The organism is Synechococcus sp. BIOS-E4-1 (genome assembly GCF_014279995.1).
GTDB lineage: Bacteria > Cyanobacteriota > Cyanobacteriia > PCC-6307 > Cyanobiaceae > Synechococcus_C.
In genome coordinates this window covers 370,593-389,346 of the sequence record NZ_CP047935.1, presented here as the reverse complement: position 1 = coordinate 389,346, position 18,754 = coordinate 370,593, and the positions used below count along the sequence as shown (strand labels likewise).

Annotated in this window: 19 protein-coding genes; 12 read left to right on the top strand and 7 right to left on the bottom strand. The window is 57.0% G+C overall.

Going from position 1 to position 18,754, the window contains the following annotated elements; genetic code table 11:
• Window positions 1-91 precede the first annotated feature (91 nt).
• The 7 genes from SynBIOSE41_RS01665 to SynBIOSE41_RS01635 all read left to right on the top strand — a co-directional run bounded on the left by SynBIOSE41_RS01665 (window position 92) and on the right by SynBIOSE41_RS01635 (window position 5,225).
• A complete protein-coding gene (locus SynBIOSE41_RS01665) occupies window positions 92-1,291 on the top strand; it encodes a 4-hydroxy-3-methylbut-2-enyl diphosphate reductase (protein ID WP_066904756.1) in 1,200 nt (399 codons plus the stop codon).
• Window positions 1,292-1,357: 66 nt separating this feature from the next.
• Window positions 1,358-1,981 carry a DUF1997 domain-containing protein gene (locus SynBIOSE41_RS01660; protein ID WP_255475898.1) on the top strand — a complete coding sequence of 208 codons (624 nt, stop codon included), beginning with the start codon at window positions 1,358-1,360 and terminating at the stop codon, window positions 1,979-1,981.
• A gap of 307 nt (window positions 1,982-2,288) precedes the next feature.
• Window positions 2,289-2,678 (top strand): hypothetical protein, encoded by a 390-nt coding sequence (locus tag SynBIOSE41_RS01655; RefSeq protein WP_186539400.1) that lies wholly within the window; start codon window positions 2,289-2,291, stop codon window positions 2,676-2,678.
• A 211-nt stretch (window positions 2,679-2,889) separates the two neighbouring features.
• Window positions 2,890-3,213, top strand: a complete 324-nt coding sequence (locus SynBIOSE41_RS01650) for a hypothetical protein (RefSeq protein ID WP_186539399.1) — start codon at window positions 2,890-2,892, stop codon at window positions 3,211-3,213.
• Between the two features lie 155 nt (window positions 3,214-3,368).
• Window positions 3,369-3,785 carry a hypothetical protein gene (locus tag SynBIOSE41_RS01645; RefSeq protein WP_066904760.1) on the top strand — a complete coding sequence of 139 codons (417 nt, stop codon included), beginning with the start codon at window positions 3,369-3,371 and terminating at the stop codon, window positions 3,783-3,785.
• A 62-nt stretch (window positions 3,786-3,847) separates the two neighbouring features.
• On the top strand, window positions 3,848-4,411 hold the full coding sequence (fldA, locus tag SynBIOSE41_RS01640; protein ID WP_370594167.1) for a flavodoxin FldA: 564 nt from the start codon (window positions 3,848-3,850) through the stop codon (window positions 4,409-4,411).
• A 595-nt stretch (window positions 4,412-5,006) separates the two neighbouring features.
• Window positions 5,007-5,225 carry a hypothetical protein gene (locus tag SynBIOSE41_RS01635; protein ID WP_186539398.1) on the top strand — a complete coding sequence of 73 codons (219 nt, stop codon included), beginning with the start codon at window positions 5,007-5,009 and terminating at the stop codon, window positions 5,223-5,225.
• 322 nt (window positions 5,226-5,547) lie between these two features.
• Here SynBIOSE41_RS01635 and SynBIOSE41_RS01630 read toward each other — a convergent pair whose 3' ends face one another.
• Together SynBIOSE41_RS01630 and purH are read right to left on the bottom strand one after the other, a co-directional pair.
• Complete coding sequence (locus tag SynBIOSE41_RS01630; RefSeq protein ID WP_186539397.1) at window positions 5,548-6,006, bottom strand: DUF4079 domain-containing protein; 459 nt, start codon at window positions 6,004-6,006, stop codon at window positions 5,548-5,550.
• An 82-nt stretch (window positions 6,007-6,088) separates the two neighbouring features.
• Window positions 6,089-7,672 carry a bifunctional phosphoribosylaminoimidazolecarboxamide formyltransferase/IMP cyclohydrolase gene (purH, locus tag SynBIOSE41_RS01625; RefSeq protein ID WP_186539396.1) on the bottom strand — a complete coding sequence of 528 codons (1,584 nt, stop codon included), beginning with the start codon at window positions 7,670-7,672 and terminating at the stop codon, window positions 6,089-6,091.
• A 59-nt stretch (window positions 7,673-7,731) separates the two neighbouring features.
• On the opposite strand from purH, the gene SynBIOSE41_RS01620 reads away from it, so the two are divergent.
• The gene (locus SynBIOSE41_RS01620) at window positions 7,732-8,337 is read left to right on the top strand and encodes an alpha/beta hydrolase (RefSeq protein ID WP_186540679.1); all 606 of its coding nucleotides are present in this window, start codon (window positions 7,732-7,734) and stop codon (window positions 8,335-8,337) included.
• 27 nt (window positions 8,338-8,364) lie between these two features.
• Here SynBIOSE41_RS01620 and SynBIOSE41_RS01615 read toward each other — a convergent pair whose 3' ends face one another.
• Complete coding sequence (locus SynBIOSE41_RS01615) at window positions 8,365-8,733, bottom strand: DUF3155 domain-containing protein (RefSeq protein WP_066905043.1); 369 nt, start codon at window positions 8,731-8,733, stop codon at window positions 8,365-8,367.
• A gap of 392 nt (window positions 8,734-9,125) precedes the next feature.
• On the opposite strand from SynBIOSE41_RS01615, the gene SynBIOSE41_RS01610 reads away from it, so the two are divergent.
• Window positions 9,126-10,271, top strand: a complete 1,146-nt coding sequence (locus SynBIOSE41_RS01610; RefSeq protein ID WP_186539395.1) for a sensor histidine kinase KdpD — start codon at window positions 9,126-9,128, stop codon at window positions 10,269-10,271.
• On the opposite strand, the gene SynBIOSE41_RS01605 is transcribed toward SynBIOSE41_RS01610, so the two are convergent.
• Entirely contained in the window at window positions 10,219-11,034 is an 816-nt protein-coding gene (locus tag SynBIOSE41_RS01605; RefSeq protein WP_255475897.1) for an adenosylcobinamide-GDP ribazoletransferase, read from the bottom strand. The two genes, SynBIOSE41_RS01610 and SynBIOSE41_RS01605, sit on opposite strands and share 53 nt — an antisense overlap.
• 34 nt (window positions 11,035-11,068) lie before the next feature.
• Between SynBIOSE41_RS01605 and tgt the strand changes: the two genes are divergently transcribed.
• Window positions 11,069-12,187, top strand: a complete 1,119-nt coding sequence (gene tgt / locus SynBIOSE41_RS01600) for a tRNA guanosine(34) transglycosylase Tgt (protein WP_186540672.1) — start codon at window positions 11,069-11,071, stop codon at window positions 12,185-12,187.
• A gap of 29 nt (window positions 12,188-12,216) precedes the next feature.
• Window positions 12,217-12,360, top strand: a complete 144-nt coding sequence (locus tag SynBIOSE41_RS01595) for a photosystem II reaction center protein K (RefSeq protein WP_066904771.1) — start codon at window positions 12,217-12,219, stop codon at window positions 12,358-12,360.
• Between the two features lie 5 nt (window positions 12,361-12,365).
• Here the strand turns inward: SynBIOSE41_RS01595 and SynBIOSE41_RS01590 are convergent, their stop codons facing one another.
• Window positions 12,366-13,112, bottom strand: a complete 747-nt coding sequence (locus SynBIOSE41_RS01590; RefSeq protein WP_186539394.1) for a WecB/TagA/CpsF family glycosyltransferase — start codon at window positions 13,110-13,112, stop codon at window positions 12,366-12,368.
• Between the two features lie 49 nt (window positions 13,113-13,161).
• On the opposite strand from SynBIOSE41_RS01590, the gene SynBIOSE41_RS01585 reads away from it, so the two are divergent.
• Window positions 13,162-16,350 carry a glycoside hydrolase family 15 protein gene (locus SynBIOSE41_RS01585; RefSeq protein WP_186540674.1) on the top strand — a complete coding sequence of 1,063 codons (3,189 nt, stop codon included), beginning with the start codon at window positions 13,162-13,164 and terminating at the stop codon, window positions 16,348-16,350.
• 21 nt (window positions 16,351-16,371) lie between these two features.
• Here SynBIOSE41_RS01585 and SynBIOSE41_RS01580 read toward each other — a convergent pair whose 3' ends face one another.
• A complete protein-coding gene (locus SynBIOSE41_RS01580) occupies window positions 16,372-17,376 on the bottom strand; it encodes a Gfo/Idh/MocA family protein (RefSeq protein WP_186539393.1) in 1,005 nt (334 codons plus the stop codon).
• A 55-nt stretch (window positions 17,377-17,431) separates the two neighbouring features.
• A complete protein-coding gene (locus tag SynBIOSE41_RS01575; RefSeq protein ID WP_186539392.1) occupies window positions 17,432-18,745 on the bottom strand; it encodes a hemolysin family protein in 1,314 nt (437 codons plus the stop codon).
• Between the last annotated feature and the right edge of the window lie 9 nt (window positions 18,746-18,754).

Genomic DNA, 18,754 nt, shown 5'->3' with positions numbered 1-18,754 from the left:
GGGGTTTTTTCTTGGTTTAGTTCAGTACGGCCACTAGAAAAAGACAGCTTTCTCCCACAGCCCATAGAGTCATCCCACTGTTGCAGCGGCCATGGATACCCACGCCTTCAAGCGCTCTCTTCACAATTCCGACCGCTACAACCGTCGTGGCTTCGGACGTGCTGATGAGGTGGCTGGAAGTCTGGAGCAGGCCTACCAGAGCAGCCTGATTGGATCCATCCGTGAAAACGGGTATCAACTCAGCCATGGACGCCTGAACGTTCGACTCGCTGAGGCCTTCGGTTTCTGCTGGGGAGTGGAGCGGGCCGTTGCGATGGCTTATGAGACTCGCAAGCACTATCCAAGTGAGCGGTTATGGATCACCAATGAGATCATCCATAACCCTTCTGTGAATGATCATCTGCGCAAGATGAATGTCCATTTCATCCCTGTGGATCAGGGGGTGAAGGATTTCTCAGGTGTTGAATATGGCGATGTGGTGATTCTTCCTGCTTTCGGGGCCACCGTGCAGGAAATGCAATTACTCAATGATCGTGGCTGCCACATTGTGGACACCACATGTCCCTGGGTGTCCAAAGTTTGGAACACAGTGGAAAAGCACAAAAAGCATGTTTTCACATCGATTATTCACGGCAAGGTGAAACATGAAGAAACCCTTGCCACCAGTTCCTTTGCAGGAACGTATCTTGTGCTGCTTGATCTAGAGGAAGCTCAGTTCGTCGCTGATTACATCCTCGGCAACGGTGACAGGGAGAGTTTTATGGCCCGTTTTGCCAATGCCTGCTCCCCAGGCTTCGACCCGGACCGCGATCTGGAGCGTGTCGGTGTCGCTAATCAGACCACCATGCTTAAAAGCGAAACAGAAGAGATCGGCCGGCTGTTTGAACGCACGATGCTCAGCAAGTTCGGGCCCATGCAATTGAACGAACATTTTTTAGCCTTCAACACCATCTGCGACGCAACCCAGGAGAGACAGGACGCAATGTTCTCCCTGGTTGACGAACCGCTTGATCTCATGGTCGTGATCGGTGGGTACAACTCCTCCAACACCACCCACCTGCAGGAAATTGCCATTAGTCGTGGCATTCGTTCTTTCCATATCGACACGCCAGAGCGGATCAGTGAGGACAACAGCATCGAGCACAAACCCCTTGGCGAGGATTTAACACGTGATACAAACTTTTTGCCGAGTGGACCGATCACGGTTGGCATCACATCCGGAGCTTCAACCCCAGATCGCGTAGTGGAGCACGTGATCCAACGCATGATTGCCATCAGCGACGCAGATTGATCGCCGCGAAGCTTTACATTGATTCATCACAGCTATTCCCCTGATCGGGGCTCGTCCGTCCTGATCTTGTCGAGACCATCCGACGAAGCTCTGCGTCATCACGAAGACGTGGACCCACAGGTGCGTTGCTATCGCAGCCACTTCAGTGACCGCATGGAAATGCGGGCGGATCCCGACACAATTGCAACGTATCTCGATCAACACCAGGGTTGGTTCCGCAGGTGTGCGTCACCCATGGAGGTTGAAGCTCTCGATCCCCAGGCTTACGCGCTGACCCTCGGACGCTTTGGGAATTTCGGCTTCGAAGTGGAGCCGACCATCGGCCTGCGACTGCTACCTCGCCAAGCAAAGACCTACGCGATCGAAACAGTTACCCTTCCAGATCACGATTCCGCACTGTCCAAGCTGTATGACGTTGATTTCCAGGCCAATCTGAGCCTGGTGGACTTCCCTGAGAACACCGTGGAGCATGATCAGACCTGGGTCAGCTGGACGCTTGATCTAACGGTCTGGATCGCACTTCCCCGAGTGATCACCATGCTCCCCAATGGCCTCGTTCAATCCAGTGGCGACCACCTGCTGCGCCAGATCGTGCGCCAGATTTCGCGCAGACTGACCTGGAAAGTTCAGGAGGATTTCCACGCAACGCATGCACTGGCTTGCCCTCCCAGACGGAGGGCCGCTTTCTGACATTGGCGCGAAAATCTGAATCAGGCTCGGGCAAAGCCGCTCAGCCAATGTTTACCGGCTACTTGAAACGTGAGACAAAAGCCTGTCACAGCAAAACAAAGACTTAACGCTATTAATCCCAAAAACCTGGTCAATCTGCGTCGTAAAGGAACAGAACTGAACACAGACTGAGCCGATGAGGCCCTCAAACAGCGATCTCAACAACGGCTCGGATCGACACTGCAAAGCCTTAGCGCAGTCCATCAGATTTGTTGCAAATTGTGGAAATGGTCATATGTTATCTTTTTTACTTCTCGGCCGATCAGCAATGGCATTGTCAGGGTTTGAGATTGCCGTAGGGGGCATCGCTTCGATTCCAGTGCTTGGCGGCTTGGTTTTTCTCGGATACAAGGCTTTCGGCGAGAAAAATCTTGACACATCCAAGCTGAAACCCAAAAAACCAGCAGCCGCTGACAAAAAAGCCGCTCCTGCTGCTGACAAGAAAGCTGCTCCTGCCGCCGACAAGAAAGCTGCTCCTGCTGCTGACAAAAAAGCTGCTCCTGCTGCTGACAAGAAAGCTGCTCCTGCCGCCGACAAGAAAGCTGCTCCTGCCGCTGACAAAAAAGCTGCTCCTGCCGCCGACAAGAAAGCTGCTCCTGCCGCCGACAAGAAAGCTGCTCCCGAAGCTGCCAAAAAAGCTGCTTCCACTGACAGCTAAACGCTGTTAGATCAGTCCATCTCAATTAAAAATCAGTGCATCAAGACAATGACTTGATGCACTTTTGAGTGCATCTAAATAAATGCCCAACCCTCTACCAACGACACAATTTCCCGCGAGATAACTGTGATCATTGGACCGCACAGCAGACAAAAAAGATGCATGAATCAATGCATCGACGACTAAAGTCAAAGAACAATGATTAATAATCATGGCTGACTGGTGTGAGCAGCTCCTGAAGCTGAATTTCCAAAAAGAGAAAAAAGATGACGGTTCGATCTCTTACACGCTTATTCCTGGACATCGCCGAGACTCTTATTGGACAAAAATCACGGTAAAGCAGGTTGGTTCACCTACGCCTGACGCATGGCAAGTGACCTGCGCAAGATCAGAGATTCGAATCGGCCTGTGGAAAATTCATAATACAACTCAAGATATTAGCGTCGTTGTTCACACAAGTGCTCAGAAGATGATCGAGGACATCAATTACCAAAAAAGGCTGAAACCAAGCTTTTTGTCAAAAATCAGCAACTGATCTGATCCCATTGGAACTTAAATTGATCCACAACATCTTGATTGTCTCCCTCCTTTCAACTTGTCACAAGCCAACGCTTAACTGGATCTTGATCAGCTCTTACCTAGGTCTTGATCAACATAGGTCAGACACAACGAACTGATGCATGACGATCAATGAACATCGCAAAATCCAACCCGAGGCCAACTCTCAATCCAGATGAGATCGATCAAGCCATCAACCAGGCTGATCTGAGCGAAATTGAAAGCGAAATCATTGAATACATACGATATATCGGGGTTTTCAATGAACTCAGCTTAAAAAAGGCATTGTCCATGCCATCCAAACCGCCTGCTTTATACCGATTGTGCAAGGCATGCGAAAAGATTGGCCACCAACTCCCTGATCAATTCAAAACGATGATGAGTTGGTCCGAAGAGCAAAGCGATGACAACATCGCTTGGCAAGGGAATTTTATTTGCGCAATCGCATATACATGCGACGGAACTAAATTACAACCCGAAAACAAAACTTCGCTTTACCATACTTTTGCAGTCCATAAAGAATTATTCAACGGACTAGAAGTAGATTGAATCGCCAATGCCGTAACAGGATTTAGATGTATAGTATTTAACAATACATTGTTAAATACTATTTGATCAATGCCTCAGGGCGAGAAAAAATAGTGTTGATAGGTTTCTCTATGAAATTTACGATTGTCTTTGCATCAGCGACCGGTCATACCGAAGACATCGCTGAGAGGCTCGACCAGCTCCTTCCCGATTCTGAACTCAAAGAGCTCAGTGATTTTCAAGACATCAAGGATATGGAAGCCTGTGAGGCACTGATCTGCTGCACTCCCACGTGGAATACCGGGTCAGACGTCAAAAGGTCAGGAACAGTCTGGGATGAGCACATTGAGCAGATCCCAACTCTCAATTGCTCAGGAAAGCCTGTGGCCATCGTTGGCCTTGGAGATTCAGCAGCTTTCAGCAAATTTTTCTGTGATGCAATGGAAGAGCTCTACACAGCCTTTCAGAAAGCGGGTGGCAATTTGATTGGACATGTGTCAGGCGAAGATTATATTTTCGATGATTCAAAAAGCATGATCAACGGGATGTTTTGCGGGCTTCCGATTGACGAAGACAATGAGTCTGAAAAAACGCAAGATCGCCTGGAAGCTTGGTGCAAAACAATTTTAGAAGAGTCAAAGCAATAAAATTTTATGCACTGCTTTAAAAAGCAGGCAACAACTTATATCAGCTTGTTGAGGTTAAAGAATCAATCTTAATTAATGATCAAAACGAACAACGATTAATCGATTTGTTTGCTCTGAAAGGACATGCAATTCACTGGAAGTCCGGCAATGATGCTCACCAACACAGGGGTCATAACCATGGCAACGATCAGCAGTCCTATCGGTTGCGGAGTTGACTCGCGCGTCGCTTGAAGCAAAGCCAGTACGCAACTGCTCACGTACAACAGCGCTATCAAAAAAGGCTTCAGCACCTGAACATTGTTGCAATTGCGGAATATTCTATGACAGCCAGGACAGAGTGCGAGCAGCTGTCCATTCCACCCCCTCCAGGAAAAACTGCCAGGCGCGGCTGAATTGTGCAACTCATTCGACTTCGAGGGCAGAAGCAGAAGTTAACTTTGATAACGCCACCAGAACGACACTTAGCCCGCAATCAAAAGAGCTTTCAACCAAAACACTTTGCAGAAATTAAAGCAACAGATTACCCATTTGTTTGCACATATTGGGCCGGCTTTTAGCGAAGCATAGGCGAAGATTGACTAGCTTATTTCGGCCGATGGTTGAACCGAACTGGGATTATTTCATCCATGCTCCACTGGACCAAGGGACCATTAGGTTTGAAACGAAAACCGAGAGAGCTCTGCACGCCAGAGTTGTTGCAGCAGAAGCCAACTGGATGCAATACAAAACCTGCGAGCAACTCAGCGCTTACTGGTCTGCCAAGCTGGATCTCGCTGCGTTTCGAGAAGGGCGGGAACAAGCAAAACAGAAATAAGCGTGCTCATCGGAAGTTTTCAGGGCAATTATCAAAATTCTCAACCTGCTGACCACGGAGTAACCTCAGCCGCAGACGCAGCAAAAAAGGCTTAGCCGAATATCATAAGTTACATTTTTCAGTTATTGTATAATTGTGTTGGTTGCTTTCAAAAAACTCAATGTATCAAGACTTCACAGCAGTCGCGATATTGCTGTTAACAGCAATTCCCGTTTTAGCGGTCGCAGCAACCGTATTTTTCTACGTTAGAAGCAATGACAGAAAAACTCCTCTAACCAGGGAAGATTTTTATCGTTGATACAACGAAAACTTCTCAATTACTTCAGCGATTAATCCAGATTCTGTTCATAATTTGCATCCCACTGATTGCTTGCCAGAGAAACAATGTAAGCATTCCCATATTCAGCCCTACGTGGGCTTTTCGTGCCAGAAGGTTTCCACGCTGCATCAAGGGTGAAAGGGATGAAGCCGCAGCGATCATTCCGGTCATCAGCAGACCAACCAATAAGTGCGGACCAACGAACAGCTTGCCGTTGTTGAGATAGGTCACCGCCATACCACCAAGCGTTCCAAACACCATGACGGCCATCAAAGCGCTGCCCCAGAGGTAGTGTCTCTGAGCGAATTTTCCTGGGATCAACGCCTTGCGCTGCTCACAGGTTCCGGTACGCACTTTCTTGGCCTTGATGCCGAGGTACATGGCGTAACCACCCGCAGCCAGCAACAGCCACATCATCAGCGGATGAAGGAAGTTGAGACCAAAAGACAGGGTCGGTGGCATCAAAAATCACACGATTGAAGCGAAGGCTAAAACTGCAGCCTTCAGGTCGTGGACTCCTGCGGCCCTCTTGCCGCTCAGACCATCAGTGCAGGAAGTGACGGCGTCCTGTCAGAAGCATGGACAAGCCAAGTTCGTTACAGGCCTGGATGGAATCTCCATCACGCTTGCTGCCGCCTGGATGGATCACAGCCGTAATTCCATGATCGGCAGCAAGGCGGACCGTATCGTCGAAAGGGAAAAAACCATCACTGGCCAGCACAGCTCCACGGCTGCGATCACCAGCGGCCTCCAGGGCGATCTGGGCTGAACCCACCCTGTTCATCTGGCCGGCTCCCACACCGAGGCTCTGGCCTTCCCTCGCGACGACGATCGCATTGGAGCGAACGTGGCGCACTAACTGCCAGGCGAAACAGAGATCCTCGCGTTCGCTTGCGGTGGGAACTCGCTCGGTTGCCACGGTCCAATCATCCGGCGTCACGAGCTGATCATCAAGATCCTGCACGAGAACTCCGCCAAGAATGCTGCGCACGTGATCCTGACCGGCTGCGTCAATTGAGTCCGGAGACAGTTCAAGCAAGCGCAAATTGGATTTGGCAGCCAGGATCTCCCGCGCTTCGGGTGCAAACCCTGGTGCAACGACACACTCCAGGAAGAGGCTCGTGAGTTCACGGGCAGCCGTTCCATCAACACAACCGTTCAAGGCCACGATGCCTCCAAAGGCGCTGACGCGATCCGCATCCAAAGCTCGACTCAGTGCGGCAGCAGTGCCATCACCGATCGCAACTCCGCAGGGGTTGGTGTGTTTGACCACAACCGCTGCAGCGCGGCTGGCGGGGTGGCTGCCGCTGGTGCCGTAGCCAAATTCTCGGACCGTTGCCAGAGCAGCCTCCAGATCCAACAAGTTGTTCGTGCTGAGCTCTTTGCCTTGCAATTGAATGGCTCCGCCCCAGCCTGCCTTTGCGGCGCTGTACCAACTGGCGTGTTGATGGGGATTTTCTCCATATCGCAAGCGTTGAAGCAACGGCAAGGCCTCGAGCCAGGGGAGATCTGCTGCCGTTGGATCAGCCGTGCTCACCTCTGGTCTCGCCTGCATCCAGCGGGTGATCGCAGCGTCGTAAGCCGCAGTATGCGCGAAAGCTTCCACGGCAAGCTGACGGCGCACTGCATCCGTCAGAGCTCCCCCTGACGCATCCAGCGCAGCCAAGAAACGGTCGTACTGATTCGGAGCGGTCAGCACTGCGACGTGCGCGTGGTTCTTGGCTGCGGATCGCACCATCGTCGGACCGCCGATGTCGATGTTCTCGATTGCGGTGTCCCAGCTCACCGCGGGGTCAGCAATCGTTTCCCGAAACGGATACAGATTGACGACAACAACATCAATCGGTGCGATCTCCTGAGCGATCAGATCAGCTTCATGGCTGGCATCGCCACGCCTGGCGAGGATGCCGCCGTGAATGCGGGGGTGCAGCGTCTTCACACGTCCGCCGAGGATCTCCGGCGCGCCGGTGTGATCCGCCACAGGAGTGACAGGCAAACCAGCCTGCTTGAGGACCTTGGCTGTTCCACCGCTGGAGAGCAACCGGTAGCCATAGCGGTGGTGCAAAACCTCAGCGAGAGGCACCAGTCCGCGCTTATCGGACACGCTCAGCAGCGCAGTGGGAGCCATGGCAGCAGGACAGGAAGGAGACCTTGGGCCAACCTACGCAGCAGCAGGTCAAGCAGCTGATGCCTGATTCAGTGATTCATGCCGGTCTGGAACCGGGGCGCATACGCCTGGTGCTTCTGCATGGCTGGGGGGCTGATGCAGAGGATTTGCTACCCCTCGGCGATGGGCTGGCGGCAGCAGCACCAGTTCCTGCGGAATGCATCGGACTTCAAGCACCCGAACCTCACCCAGGCGGTCAGGGGCGCCAGTGGTATGGACTGTTCCCCTCTGACTGGCAGGCCGTGCCATCAGCCACGCAACAGTTGCGCCATCGCATTGAGGAACTCGACCTGGAGACCATTCCGCTCTCTAAGACAGTCCTGATCGGTTTCTCTCAGGGAGGAGCCATGGCCCTGCATGTGGGTTGCGACCTGCCACTTGCTGGAGTGATCAGCTGCAGTGGCTATCCCCATCCGGGGTGGAAACCTCCATCGACCCGACCACCAGTGCTGCTGCTACACGGTCGGAATGACGATGTCGTGCCGGCTGCGGCAGCAGAAAAGCTGTTTGAGCTCCTGAGGCCAGGGTCCAATGAATGCAGCCTCAAAATCTTTGCCGGTGGACACACGATTCCACTGGAAGCTCAGCAGGCCATGGCTGAATCGATCGTGTCCTGGCTGCAATAGCCCAGCCAGGACGTCACTACGCCTGATTCAAACGAAGGCGTATTCGTACTCTTCCATCTCTTCCCAATCGTCGGAGGAAAGCTCCAGGCCTTCAAAGATCACCTCTTCGCCAACGCGGTCGACGATGGTGCGCAGCGATGGGAAGAGAAAGTGATTTTCCTCCGCATACTGAGCACTGAAAAGGCCCTTTTCGCCCCAGAAGAAACGGTCGGTGGTGTGCTCATTGCGCCGCACGTTCAGCAACGCTGGAGGAACAAGACAGCCTTCAGCAATGAAGCGGCGGGCCGCTGTGACGGGCTTGTGTTCACCGGTTTCCAGATGGAACGTGGGCACGTGGGCCAGGACACGCTGACCGGCAAGACGGCGGCGGCTAATCCGCTTGCGCTTCTTAGACATAAATTTGCCTCCCGCAGACGGGAGCTGAGAGGTGGACTGAAGGGAGCTGTTGGGCTGAGCCGTTGGTTGGGCAATGGCCTGATCGATCCGCAAGGGAAGCATTCAGGTCATCAGCGTTCGGACTGCGGAAATCCGGAGAAGGCCGGCTCGCAAATAAGACACACTCCATTGCTCACAACGACGAATGTCGACGTCAACAGGGGATTCATCAACCTCTGCTGTAACCTTGGTGGCACGGAAAGTGCAACCTCAATCGGAGCAACGAAGGAGCAAGGCCTCCCAGGGGCCGTGCTTTTGGTCGCATCTCCAACCTTAAGACTTTTTCCCAATTTGGCAAGCAGTCCAGATGCTGTACCGCACGACCGTCTGTATTCCGTGATGCAGTTCGGCTGATGCAACTGTCCGATCGGTTCCTCGAGCTAGCGCAGCAGCAGCTGCAGTCTTTGGCGGTCGATACGGCCATGGCCCGTCTTGCCCTGTACGTCACCGACCGAGACCAGGGCTCGACCCCCACCCTGACTCTCGTGGCTCAGTGGCCGGTCGATTCAGCCCTGCCACCCGCCATCTCCGAAGATCCCAGCCTGCGCAGCGTGGCCCAGGAACGTCGCTGGTATCCCTTGCGACATGAGAGCCTGTTGCTAGGCGTGCTACGTGCCGAGCAACGACCCCTGCCAGGCAGGCCCGTCGAGCATGACCCTCGCCTTCAGATCTGCGCGGAAACGCTCGCTTGCATTCTCGGTCTTGAACAGGATCGGCAAAAGCTTCATCACCAACTGGACGAGCAACGCCAGCAGCTGAATTTGGTGGTGCACCAGCTGCGCAATCCCCTCACAGCTCTGCGCACCTACGCCCAACTGCTGCTGCGTCGCATCGGCCCCGAAGATCAGCAGCGCTCATTGGTGGAAAGCCTGATTCAGGAACAGGATCAGCTGGATCGTTATCTCCAGTCTCTCGACCGAATCGGCCGGGGCGACCTCAGGCTCGAGGCGGATGCTTCCACACCTCTGCTGCTGCCACCCGTTCCCGTAGATGCTCCAGACCTGACCGTGGCAGATCTGCTCCATCCTCTGATCCAGAGGGCTTCTGCAACAGCGACCCTGCAGAACAGGCCTTGGCATGGCCCTGACCATTGGACTGCCTGGACCCAGGCCGCTCGCCCAGCCGCCGATGCAGTGATGGCTGAAATCGTGGCCAACCTGCTGGAAAACGCCTTCCGCTACAGCCCGCCAGGATGCGCACTTGGCCTGAGGCTTCTGAACCATGCAATCTGCGTCTGGGACGCAGGCCCCAGCATTCCCGCCACGGAGCATCAGCGCATTTTCCAGCAAGGAGAGCGTGGCAGCAGCAGCATCGATCGCCCAGGCTCCGGCCTGGGTCTGTCCCTGGCCCGTCGCCTGGCTGAAAACCGCGGCGGCTCTCTGAACCTTCACACCGAACCCAAAGCCCTGGATCCGGATTTGCCCGCGCAAGGCAATGCCTTTCTGCTCAAGCTGCCGGCAACAGAGCGGGAGCTAGCAACGCAAAAGCCAGAAGAGTGAGCGTTTCGCAGATCATCAAAGTGGCGCCATAACTGTCGCCGCTGTGGCCCCCCAGACGCCTGCCCAGCCACTCAGCCGGAAGCAGAGCTGCCAAGGTCCCAAGCAAAGCGACGCCGATCCAAACAATCAGCAGACGGGGCTGTAGACCCCACAGCAGCAGCCCTATGGCAAGCAACAACAACAGGGTTGGGCTGCCTTCACTCCAACCACACCAGTTGCGGCGATGGAACGCCGCAGTACCTCTGTCCTGTGCGCGCAGATAACCGAAGCGCCCCATGGCCCATAGCGGCGAGACCCTCGCGAAGATCGCTGAAAACACCAGGGCAGCCGGGGCGAACCCAGCCAGCTGGACCAGAGCTGAAAACTGGAGCAGCAGCACGATGAACGCCGCCTGAACACCACTGGCCCCGACACGACTGTCATCCATCGCCTCAAGACAACGACTGCTGCCTGCAGCGAGACCGTCGGCCGTGTCCATCAGTCCATCCAGATGGAGCCCACCTGTCAGCCAGAGGCCAAGAGCCAATACGACAGGTGCCATCGCCACAGGTGGCCAGTTCAGAGCACTCAGCAGGAACCAGAGAGCTGCCATCAACCCGCCGATCACCGCTCCGATCCAGGGGGCAAAGCGAGCAATGCGCTCGAAACGGGGTGCAGGCCACGGCCAGCCGGGCAGCACCGAATAGAACACCCAGGCACCGGCCAGATCACGCAACCAAGGGGGAGAGACAGACCGCAGAGCAGCGCAGATCAGGGAGTTCACTCACCGTAGGGTCAGAGGTCGGGCGGAGATGCGCGTGTTCGACTTCAAGATCAGCGCTCACTGTTGCCGCACGGATGCACGCTGCGGAGCGTTCTCAACCCCGCATGGAGTTGTTGACACGCCGCGGTTCATGCCGGTAGGGACCCTGGCCACAGTGAAAGGGGTCAGTGCGGATCAGTTGGCAACCACCGGGGCCCAGATGGTTCTGTCCAACACTTACCACCTGCATCTGCAACCCGGCGAGACGGTCGTGGAGGCCGCAGGCGGACTGCATCGGTTCATGGGCTGGAACGGACCAATGCTCACCGATTCCGGTGGATTTCAGGTTTTCAGCCTCGGCGATCTCAATCGCATCGATGACCAGGGAGTGGATTTCCGCAACCCACGCAACGGCAGTCGCATCCTGCTCACCCCGGAGCGGTCGATGGAGATCCAGATAGCACTGGGGGCGGATGTGGCCATGGCCTTCGATCAATGCCCTCCCTATCCGGCAACGGAGAACGATGTGAAGGAGGCCAGTCGTCGAACCCATGCCTGGCTGGAGCGCTGTGTGAATGCCCATCAGAGGACCGATCAGGCTCTGTTCGGCATTGTGCAGGGAGGCTGCTTCCCACACCTTCGTGACGCCAGCGCCCGCGCGGTCGCCAGCTTCGATCTGCCGGGAATCGCTATTGGTGGGGTCAGCGTGGGCGAACCCGTGGAAGACATGCACCGGATCGTGCGCCAGGTCACTCCACTGCTTCCGGACGATCGCCCCCGTTATCTGATGGGAATCGGCACCCTGAGGGAAATGAGCGTTGCCGTCGCCAACGGCATCGATCTGTTCGACTGTGTGCTGCCAACCCGGCTTGGCCGGCACGGCACAGCCCTTGTGGGTGGTGAGCGCTGGAATCTGCGCAACGCCCGTTTCCGTCATGACCACACGCCGCTGGACACGACCTGTCCGTGCCAGGCCTGCCGGAAGCACAGCCGCTCCTATCTGCACCATCTGATCCGCAGTGATGAGCTGTTGGGGCTGACCCTGCTCAGCCTGCACAACCTCACCCACCTGATCCGCTTCACCACCGCCATGGGGCAGGCGATCAAGGACGGCTGTTTTTCAGAGGATTTCGCTCCCTGGGAAGAGGACTCTCCGGCTCATCACACGTGGTAGCGTCCGCACACTGACCGTGTTCCGCCGGGATGGCTGCTTTCTCCCTCGATCTACTGGCTCAACTTCCAGAGGCTTATCAGGCGTTCGGCCCGCTGATCGACATCCTCCCGATCATTCCTCTGTTTTTCCTGTTGCTGGCCTTCGTCTGGCAGGCATCCGTCGGTTTCCGCTGAAGCGCTCAGCCCTGCAGCTTCCCGCTGCGCAGCACCGCCCAAGCAAATTGAGGCAGAGCGAGATAGCGCCTCCAGCGGCTTGGGTCCTGGCACAGCCTGTAAAGCCACTCCAGCCGCAAACGACTGGTCCAGCCTGGGGCACGTTGTTTCAAACCTGACCAGACATCAAAGCTGCCGCCAACTCCCATCCAAAGACCGGGGAGATGATCGCGCATTCTCTGGATCCAAATCTCCTGGAGGGGCACCCCAAGAGCCACAAGAACCAGATCGGGCCTGAGTTGCCGCAACCTGGTTTCAAGCTCCGGCCAGGCACTGGCCTCCTGATATCCGTGTTCTGCAAAAACCAGCTGCAGCGCTGGACTCTGCTGAGCCAGTCGGTCAGACAACCTGTCCATCACTTCAGGCGACGCCCCGACAAGTGCGATGCGCCAACCATGGGCTTCTGCATACTTGAGCAACGACCAGGCAAGTTCGATTCCTGGACTGCGCCGCACCTTGATGCCCTGGCGCGCAAGAGCCCAGACCACACCGGCACCGTCAGGAACCACCAGATCAGCAGCTCGGATCACAGCACCCAGGTCGGTGTTGCGGCGAGCGAGCATCGTCATCTCAGCATTCAGCGTGACGATCTGACCTCCCCCCTCTGCATGCAGGCCGATGGCTGCGGAAGTCACATCTCGGCAGGCATCAACGGGAATGTCGAGAACTTGGCAACGACGTTGATCGCGCGGACCCGTTGTCAGTGCTTCCATCCGCGTGTCCGCTGCACGAGAGAATCTAGATCCGGTCGCGTTAGCCACCATGGTTCTGTCGCACCCGACCCGTGAAGAGGATCAGCTGCGTGCGCAGCGGCTGACGCAGCTCGACCGCTCCATCGAGCGCGTGGTGCTGCAGCGACAGAACCCGATCAGTGGGCTGCTGCCTGCCAGCACGGCCCACACCGTGCATGGCAATTACGGTGACGCCTGGGTCCGCGACTGCATTTATTCGATCCAGTGCGTCTGGGGTCTGGCGATCGCCCACCGGCGCCAAAAGGGCAGCTGTCAACGCTGCTGGGAGCTCGAACAGCGCGTCATCGACCTGATGCGGGGATTGCTGAACGCCATGATGCGTCAGGCCGAAAAAGTGGAGCGCTTTAAAAGCAGCCTCGATCCACTGGATGCTTTGCATGCGAAGTACGACAGTGCCAGCGGATCCCCAGTCGTTCCTGATGAAGGATGGGGTCATCTGCAGCTGGATGCCACATCACTGTTTCTGTTGCAGCTGGCCCAGCTGAGCTCCAGCGGCCTGGCTGTCATCCATAACAGCCACGAAGCATCCTTTGTCCAGAACCTTGTCTATTACGTCGCCAGGGCCTACCGCGTCGCCGATTACGGCATCTGGGAGCGTGGCGACAAGGGCAATCACGGCCTGCCCGAAAGAAATGCCAGTTCGATCGGTATGGCCAAGGCCGCACTGGAGGCACTGGACGGGGTTGATCTCTGCGCTTCTCACGGAGATGGAAGCATGCAGGTGCTGATTCCACACGGTGCCGTGGTGCGTCTGCGGCGAGCCCTAACGGGGTTGCTGCCGCGTGAGTCAGCAAGCAAAGAAGTCGACAGCGCCTGCCTCTCAGTGATCGGCTACCCCGCCTGGGCGGTGGAGGATCGAGCGCTGGTGGAGCGCACCAACAGGCGGATCAGGCGCGAGCTGGGAGGTCCCTACGGCTACAAGCGCTTTCGCAGGGATGGGCATCAGACGGTGGTGGAAGACATCACCCGGCTGCATTACGAGCGTGAAGAGCTGGCCACCTTTGAAGGAATCGAATCGGAATGGCCGCTGTTCCTCGCCTATGAATTGGTCACCGCCTGTTTCGAGCAGCGCTGGGACGAGGCCAACCTCTGGCATGAACGTCTGCAGGCACTGCAGGTGGAACGCGATGGAGAACGACTGTTCCCAGAGCTGTACCTTGTGCCCGCTGAGCAGCTGGAGCTGGAACGGCGTGCACCTGGAAGTCAGCGACGCATCGCCAACGAGAACGTGCCGTTGCTCTGGACCCAGAGCCTCGCCTGGATTGGAGAGATGCTCCTGGACGGACTGATCAAGGCAGAGGATCTTGACCCCTGCGGAAGGCGACTGCCCGCCTCGCTGGGAGCGGAGACAGTGATGGTTTCGCTGGTTCCCGAGGATGCCGCCGTCGCGCGCAAACTGGAGAAACTGGGGTTGCCGATCAGCAATCCTGAGTTTGCTGAGCTAACGGTGCTGCCATCTGAAGCTCTGCGAGAACGGTTTGGAAAGATTGGTGCCGACGCCGCCCTTGGTCTCAGCGGCCACCCACCACTTCGACCGGAAACCGCGGTCACGGCGCGTCTCTATCGCCAGGGCGGACAACAACTGGCTTTTCTGCCTGCAGTGCTGGAGGAGGGCACGTTCTTTCTCAGCCATGACCCGAGACAGCTGGTCGAAAGCATCGTTAACGAGCTGCATCTGCTCCAACGGCACTGGCAGGGGCAGGGAGCTCCGCTGCTGCTGATCCCCGTACAGGCCGCTCTGCTTGAGCGACACGAAACGCTTCTGCTGGAACTCACCCAACGCCTGCAGAGCGGCAGCATCGAAGACATTGCTGTGGATTTCGCTGATCTCGGGACCCTGGCCAGCAAAGCCCAGTGGTTAACGCTGCCGAATGAAAGCGAGGGCAGCAGACCACCGGAGAAGGCCGAACAAGCAGCTGAACTGCTGCAGGCCTCCACCGATCTGAGCGACCTCACAGCTGCACAGGAGCAGGAACTGGATGACATTCCCCTGGAAGAGCTGCGCCAGAGGCTGTGGAGCAGCCATTCGCTGCGGGAACAAGCGGAGGTCCTGGAGCTGTTAACGCAACAACTCGGTCAGCAGGCCATCCTCAGCGGACCCAAGGGAACTCCGGTTGAGCTGGCCACACTGCTGCAGGAGATCTACCGACGCGGTCTCAGCCAGGAGGACTGGAATGTGGCCAGGCGCTGCGCCGGCGCCATGGGACTGATTCATCCTCAACTGGAGGATGCACTCACGGACCTGCTGAGCCGTCAGAAGCAGGTTGTGATCGGCCGGAACTACAGCAGCGACTCGCGACTGACCAGTCCTGTCTCCAGCCAGTCGATCGCAGCACTGATTGAGCGCACCTGCGGCAGTGACGGTCGTGAACGGATGCTTCAGCAGGAGTTACTGCTGGCCCTGGACGGGATCGCCAGGCGCGAACCGAGCATGATCCGAGGATCTCTGACCTTCCAGCTCGGGCAGCTGCTGCTGTTGCTGACCTCAGAGCTGGCCGCCGAGCAACGGTGCGGTCAGGACGAAGCCTTCGAAGCCCTGTGCGATGAACCGCCTCATCGCATCAGCTTGCGCCTGCGCACAGTGCTGGCCGACGTCGACCATGCCAGAGCGGCCCTGCAACGTCGGGAACTGTTGCACCTAAGCGGCAAGGTGCAATGGAACATCCCCGAACCCCTGGATGAGAGCCCCAGTGGTAGCGACTGGCTCCAGCACCGGATCCGCCTGGGCTCACTGCAGCAGGTGCCCAAAGAGTTCTATGCAGGGATCTGGTCACTGCTCCACCACTGCCGTGGGCTGGTGATCGGCGACAAACTGGAGCGCCGCAACCGCCTGACCAGCGCCCTGCTTCGGGAGAAAACCCCAGGCGAACGCAACTTCGCCATTCAGGTGGAGCATCTGCTCAGTCGGATTAGAGCTCCTGAATACCGTCAGCTCTGCACCGAAAGCCTGCTCTCACTGATGGCCTTTGCAACGGCCAATCCCGAGATGCGCTTTGACGACGACATCGCCCTTGATGTGGTCATCGGCCACGCCGTGAGGGTGGGCTGGAGAAATCGCCATCCGGAGCAGAACAGCAGCGACTATTCCCAGCACAAAGCAGCTGCCTGGGCTCAGTTCTACCAGTCGTCTCCAGCCGAATGCCGGCATTGGCAGATTGAAGCCCTAAGGGAGCTCGCCGATCAGGAAGGACTGCGCTGATCAGGAAGGGGCTGATCCAGATCAGATCGGAGTCTCGATCGCAACACCCACACCAGGCTGCTCCACGGCCTGTTCAATCAGATCAGCCAAACGCAAGGCCCTCGAAGCTTGCTGCCCGTCCACTGCAGGAGTTTCGCGACCTCGTACACACTGCAGGAAGTGTTCGAGCTCGGCATACAGGGGCTCGATCGAGGTGGTGCTCACCTCCTCGATGAAGCCGTCGTTGCGATAGAGCAACTCTCCGTGATCCGCGGAGTACCACTCATGAGCCCTGCGATGAATGTGCAGGTTGTGATTGAGGAAGTCGGTCTCAACAAGGCTGGCCCGGCAGTGGGCACTGAGCGTCCGGATCTTGCGATGACTCATCTTGCTGGCCGTGAGACTGGCCACCACGCCGTTTTCAAATCCGAGCGTGGCGTTGACGTAATCGATCGGCCCGTCCGAGCTGCGACCACCTGCTGCCGCCAGTTGCACCACCGAAGAACTGGCCAGCTCGAGCACCAGATCCAGATCGTGAATCATCAGATCGAGCACCACAGACACATCGTTGGCTCGATCAGCGTGGGGACTGTGACGCCGGGCTTCGAGCACCACCACCTCTTCATTGGCCACCACCTTGGTGAGCTCACGGAAAGCGGGATTGAAGCGTTCGATGTGACCCACCTGAAGCAAGCGGCCCACTCGGCTGGCGGCATCAATCAGGGCAGCGGCCTCCTCCTGACTGGCTGCGATCGGCTTCTCGATCAGCACGTGTGAACCAGCCTCCAGGCAAGCCAGGCCTACGGAGTGATGAAGCAGGGTCGGCACTGCAATGCAGACCGCCTCCACTTCCTGAAGCAGGGTGCGGTAATCGGAGAACCAGCGACAGCCGAACTGCTCGGTGGCCAGTGCTCCCCGCTGCGCGTCCGGGTCGGCAACACCAACCAAATCCGCGTCCTTGAGCAGGCTGAGCACACGCGCGTGATGCCAGCCCATATTGCCAATCCCGATCACGCCGACCTTCACCGGAACCATGGCGTCGGTCATCAGTGGGACTGCGCGAACCGGCTGATTATCGGTGATCAGTGCAATCGGGGGTGAATCACACCAATCCCTGTTCTTGATTGATGGAGTCGACCGGTGAATCCGGCTCTTCAATGAGAACCAGAAGCACCCGCACGATGCGGGGACCAGCCATGGCAACGATCTCGAACTGGATGTTGTGGTGGCGCAATGCCTCGCCTGGTGAAGGGATGTGCTGAAGCCGTTCCAGCAGGAACCCAGCCAAGGTGTGATGGTCACTGGCTTCGGGAAGATCCAGCTGAAGCTGACGATTCAGCTCGACAATCTCCAGATCTCCGGCCACCAGCCATGTTCCTGGCTGATCCTCCATCGGCACCAGGTCCGGTTCATCTGTTTCATCGTCAGGTTCATCGCCGACGATTTCTCCAGTGAGGTCTGCTGCGGTGACGAGACCCTCCGTTCCGCCATGTTCATCGACCACCAACAGCAGGGGATTACCTGAACGGATGATGGCGAGCAGATCGGCCAGGTTGCTGGTCTCCGGCACCGTCTGCGCAGGCATCAGGTAGGGCTCCAGCCAGGAGTCTTCGCGCAGCTCTCCGCGGGCGATGGGCTCGGCAAGACGCCTTAGATCAAGGACTCCCCGAACATCATCGAGCGATTGACCGATCACGGGAAAGCGGGCGTGACGCGTGCGATGAACCGCCTCCATCAACTCTGCGAAACGGACCTCAACAGGAAGGGTGACCATGCCTGAACGCGGCACCATCACCTCACGAACCTGGGTGTCGCGCAATGCAAACACACCTTCAAGGATGTTGCGTTCGTCGGGTTTGAGACCCGTCACAGCGCCACTCTCGATCAAAGTCTCCAGCTCGCCTGCCGTGAGAGCCGGAACAGGGGCATCCCAGCGCTGGGTGAGCCCTGCAACGCGCAGCAACAGCGAAGCCAGGCTGTCGAGTACCGACAGCAGCGGACTCAGCACCCGGATCGCTCCCTCGAGAACAGGCCCAAGTTGCAGGGCTGCAAACTCGGGACGGCTCAGCACCCAGGCGCGTGGCAAAAGGCCCGCAATCAGTGTGGCCAGCACGACCAGCAGCAAAAACCAGGCGAGATCCCACCAGCGGCCTGCAGGCATCTCCAGTGGCCACCAGCGCTGACCGAATCCACGACCGATCCAGCCGAGGGCCACCAGCGACAGGGAAGCCCCGAACTGTGTCATCAGCAGAGCGATGCGCAGATGCCGCTGAAGTCTCTGAACAGACTGGGCACCGGGGCGGCCCTCCTCAGTGAGAGCCTGAACCTGACTGGGCCTAAGCCGGAGCAGCGCCACCTCAGCTGCTGAAAACAGAGCCGGCAGAACCAGCAGCGCGATCAGCAGCAGAGTGCGCATTGGAACAAA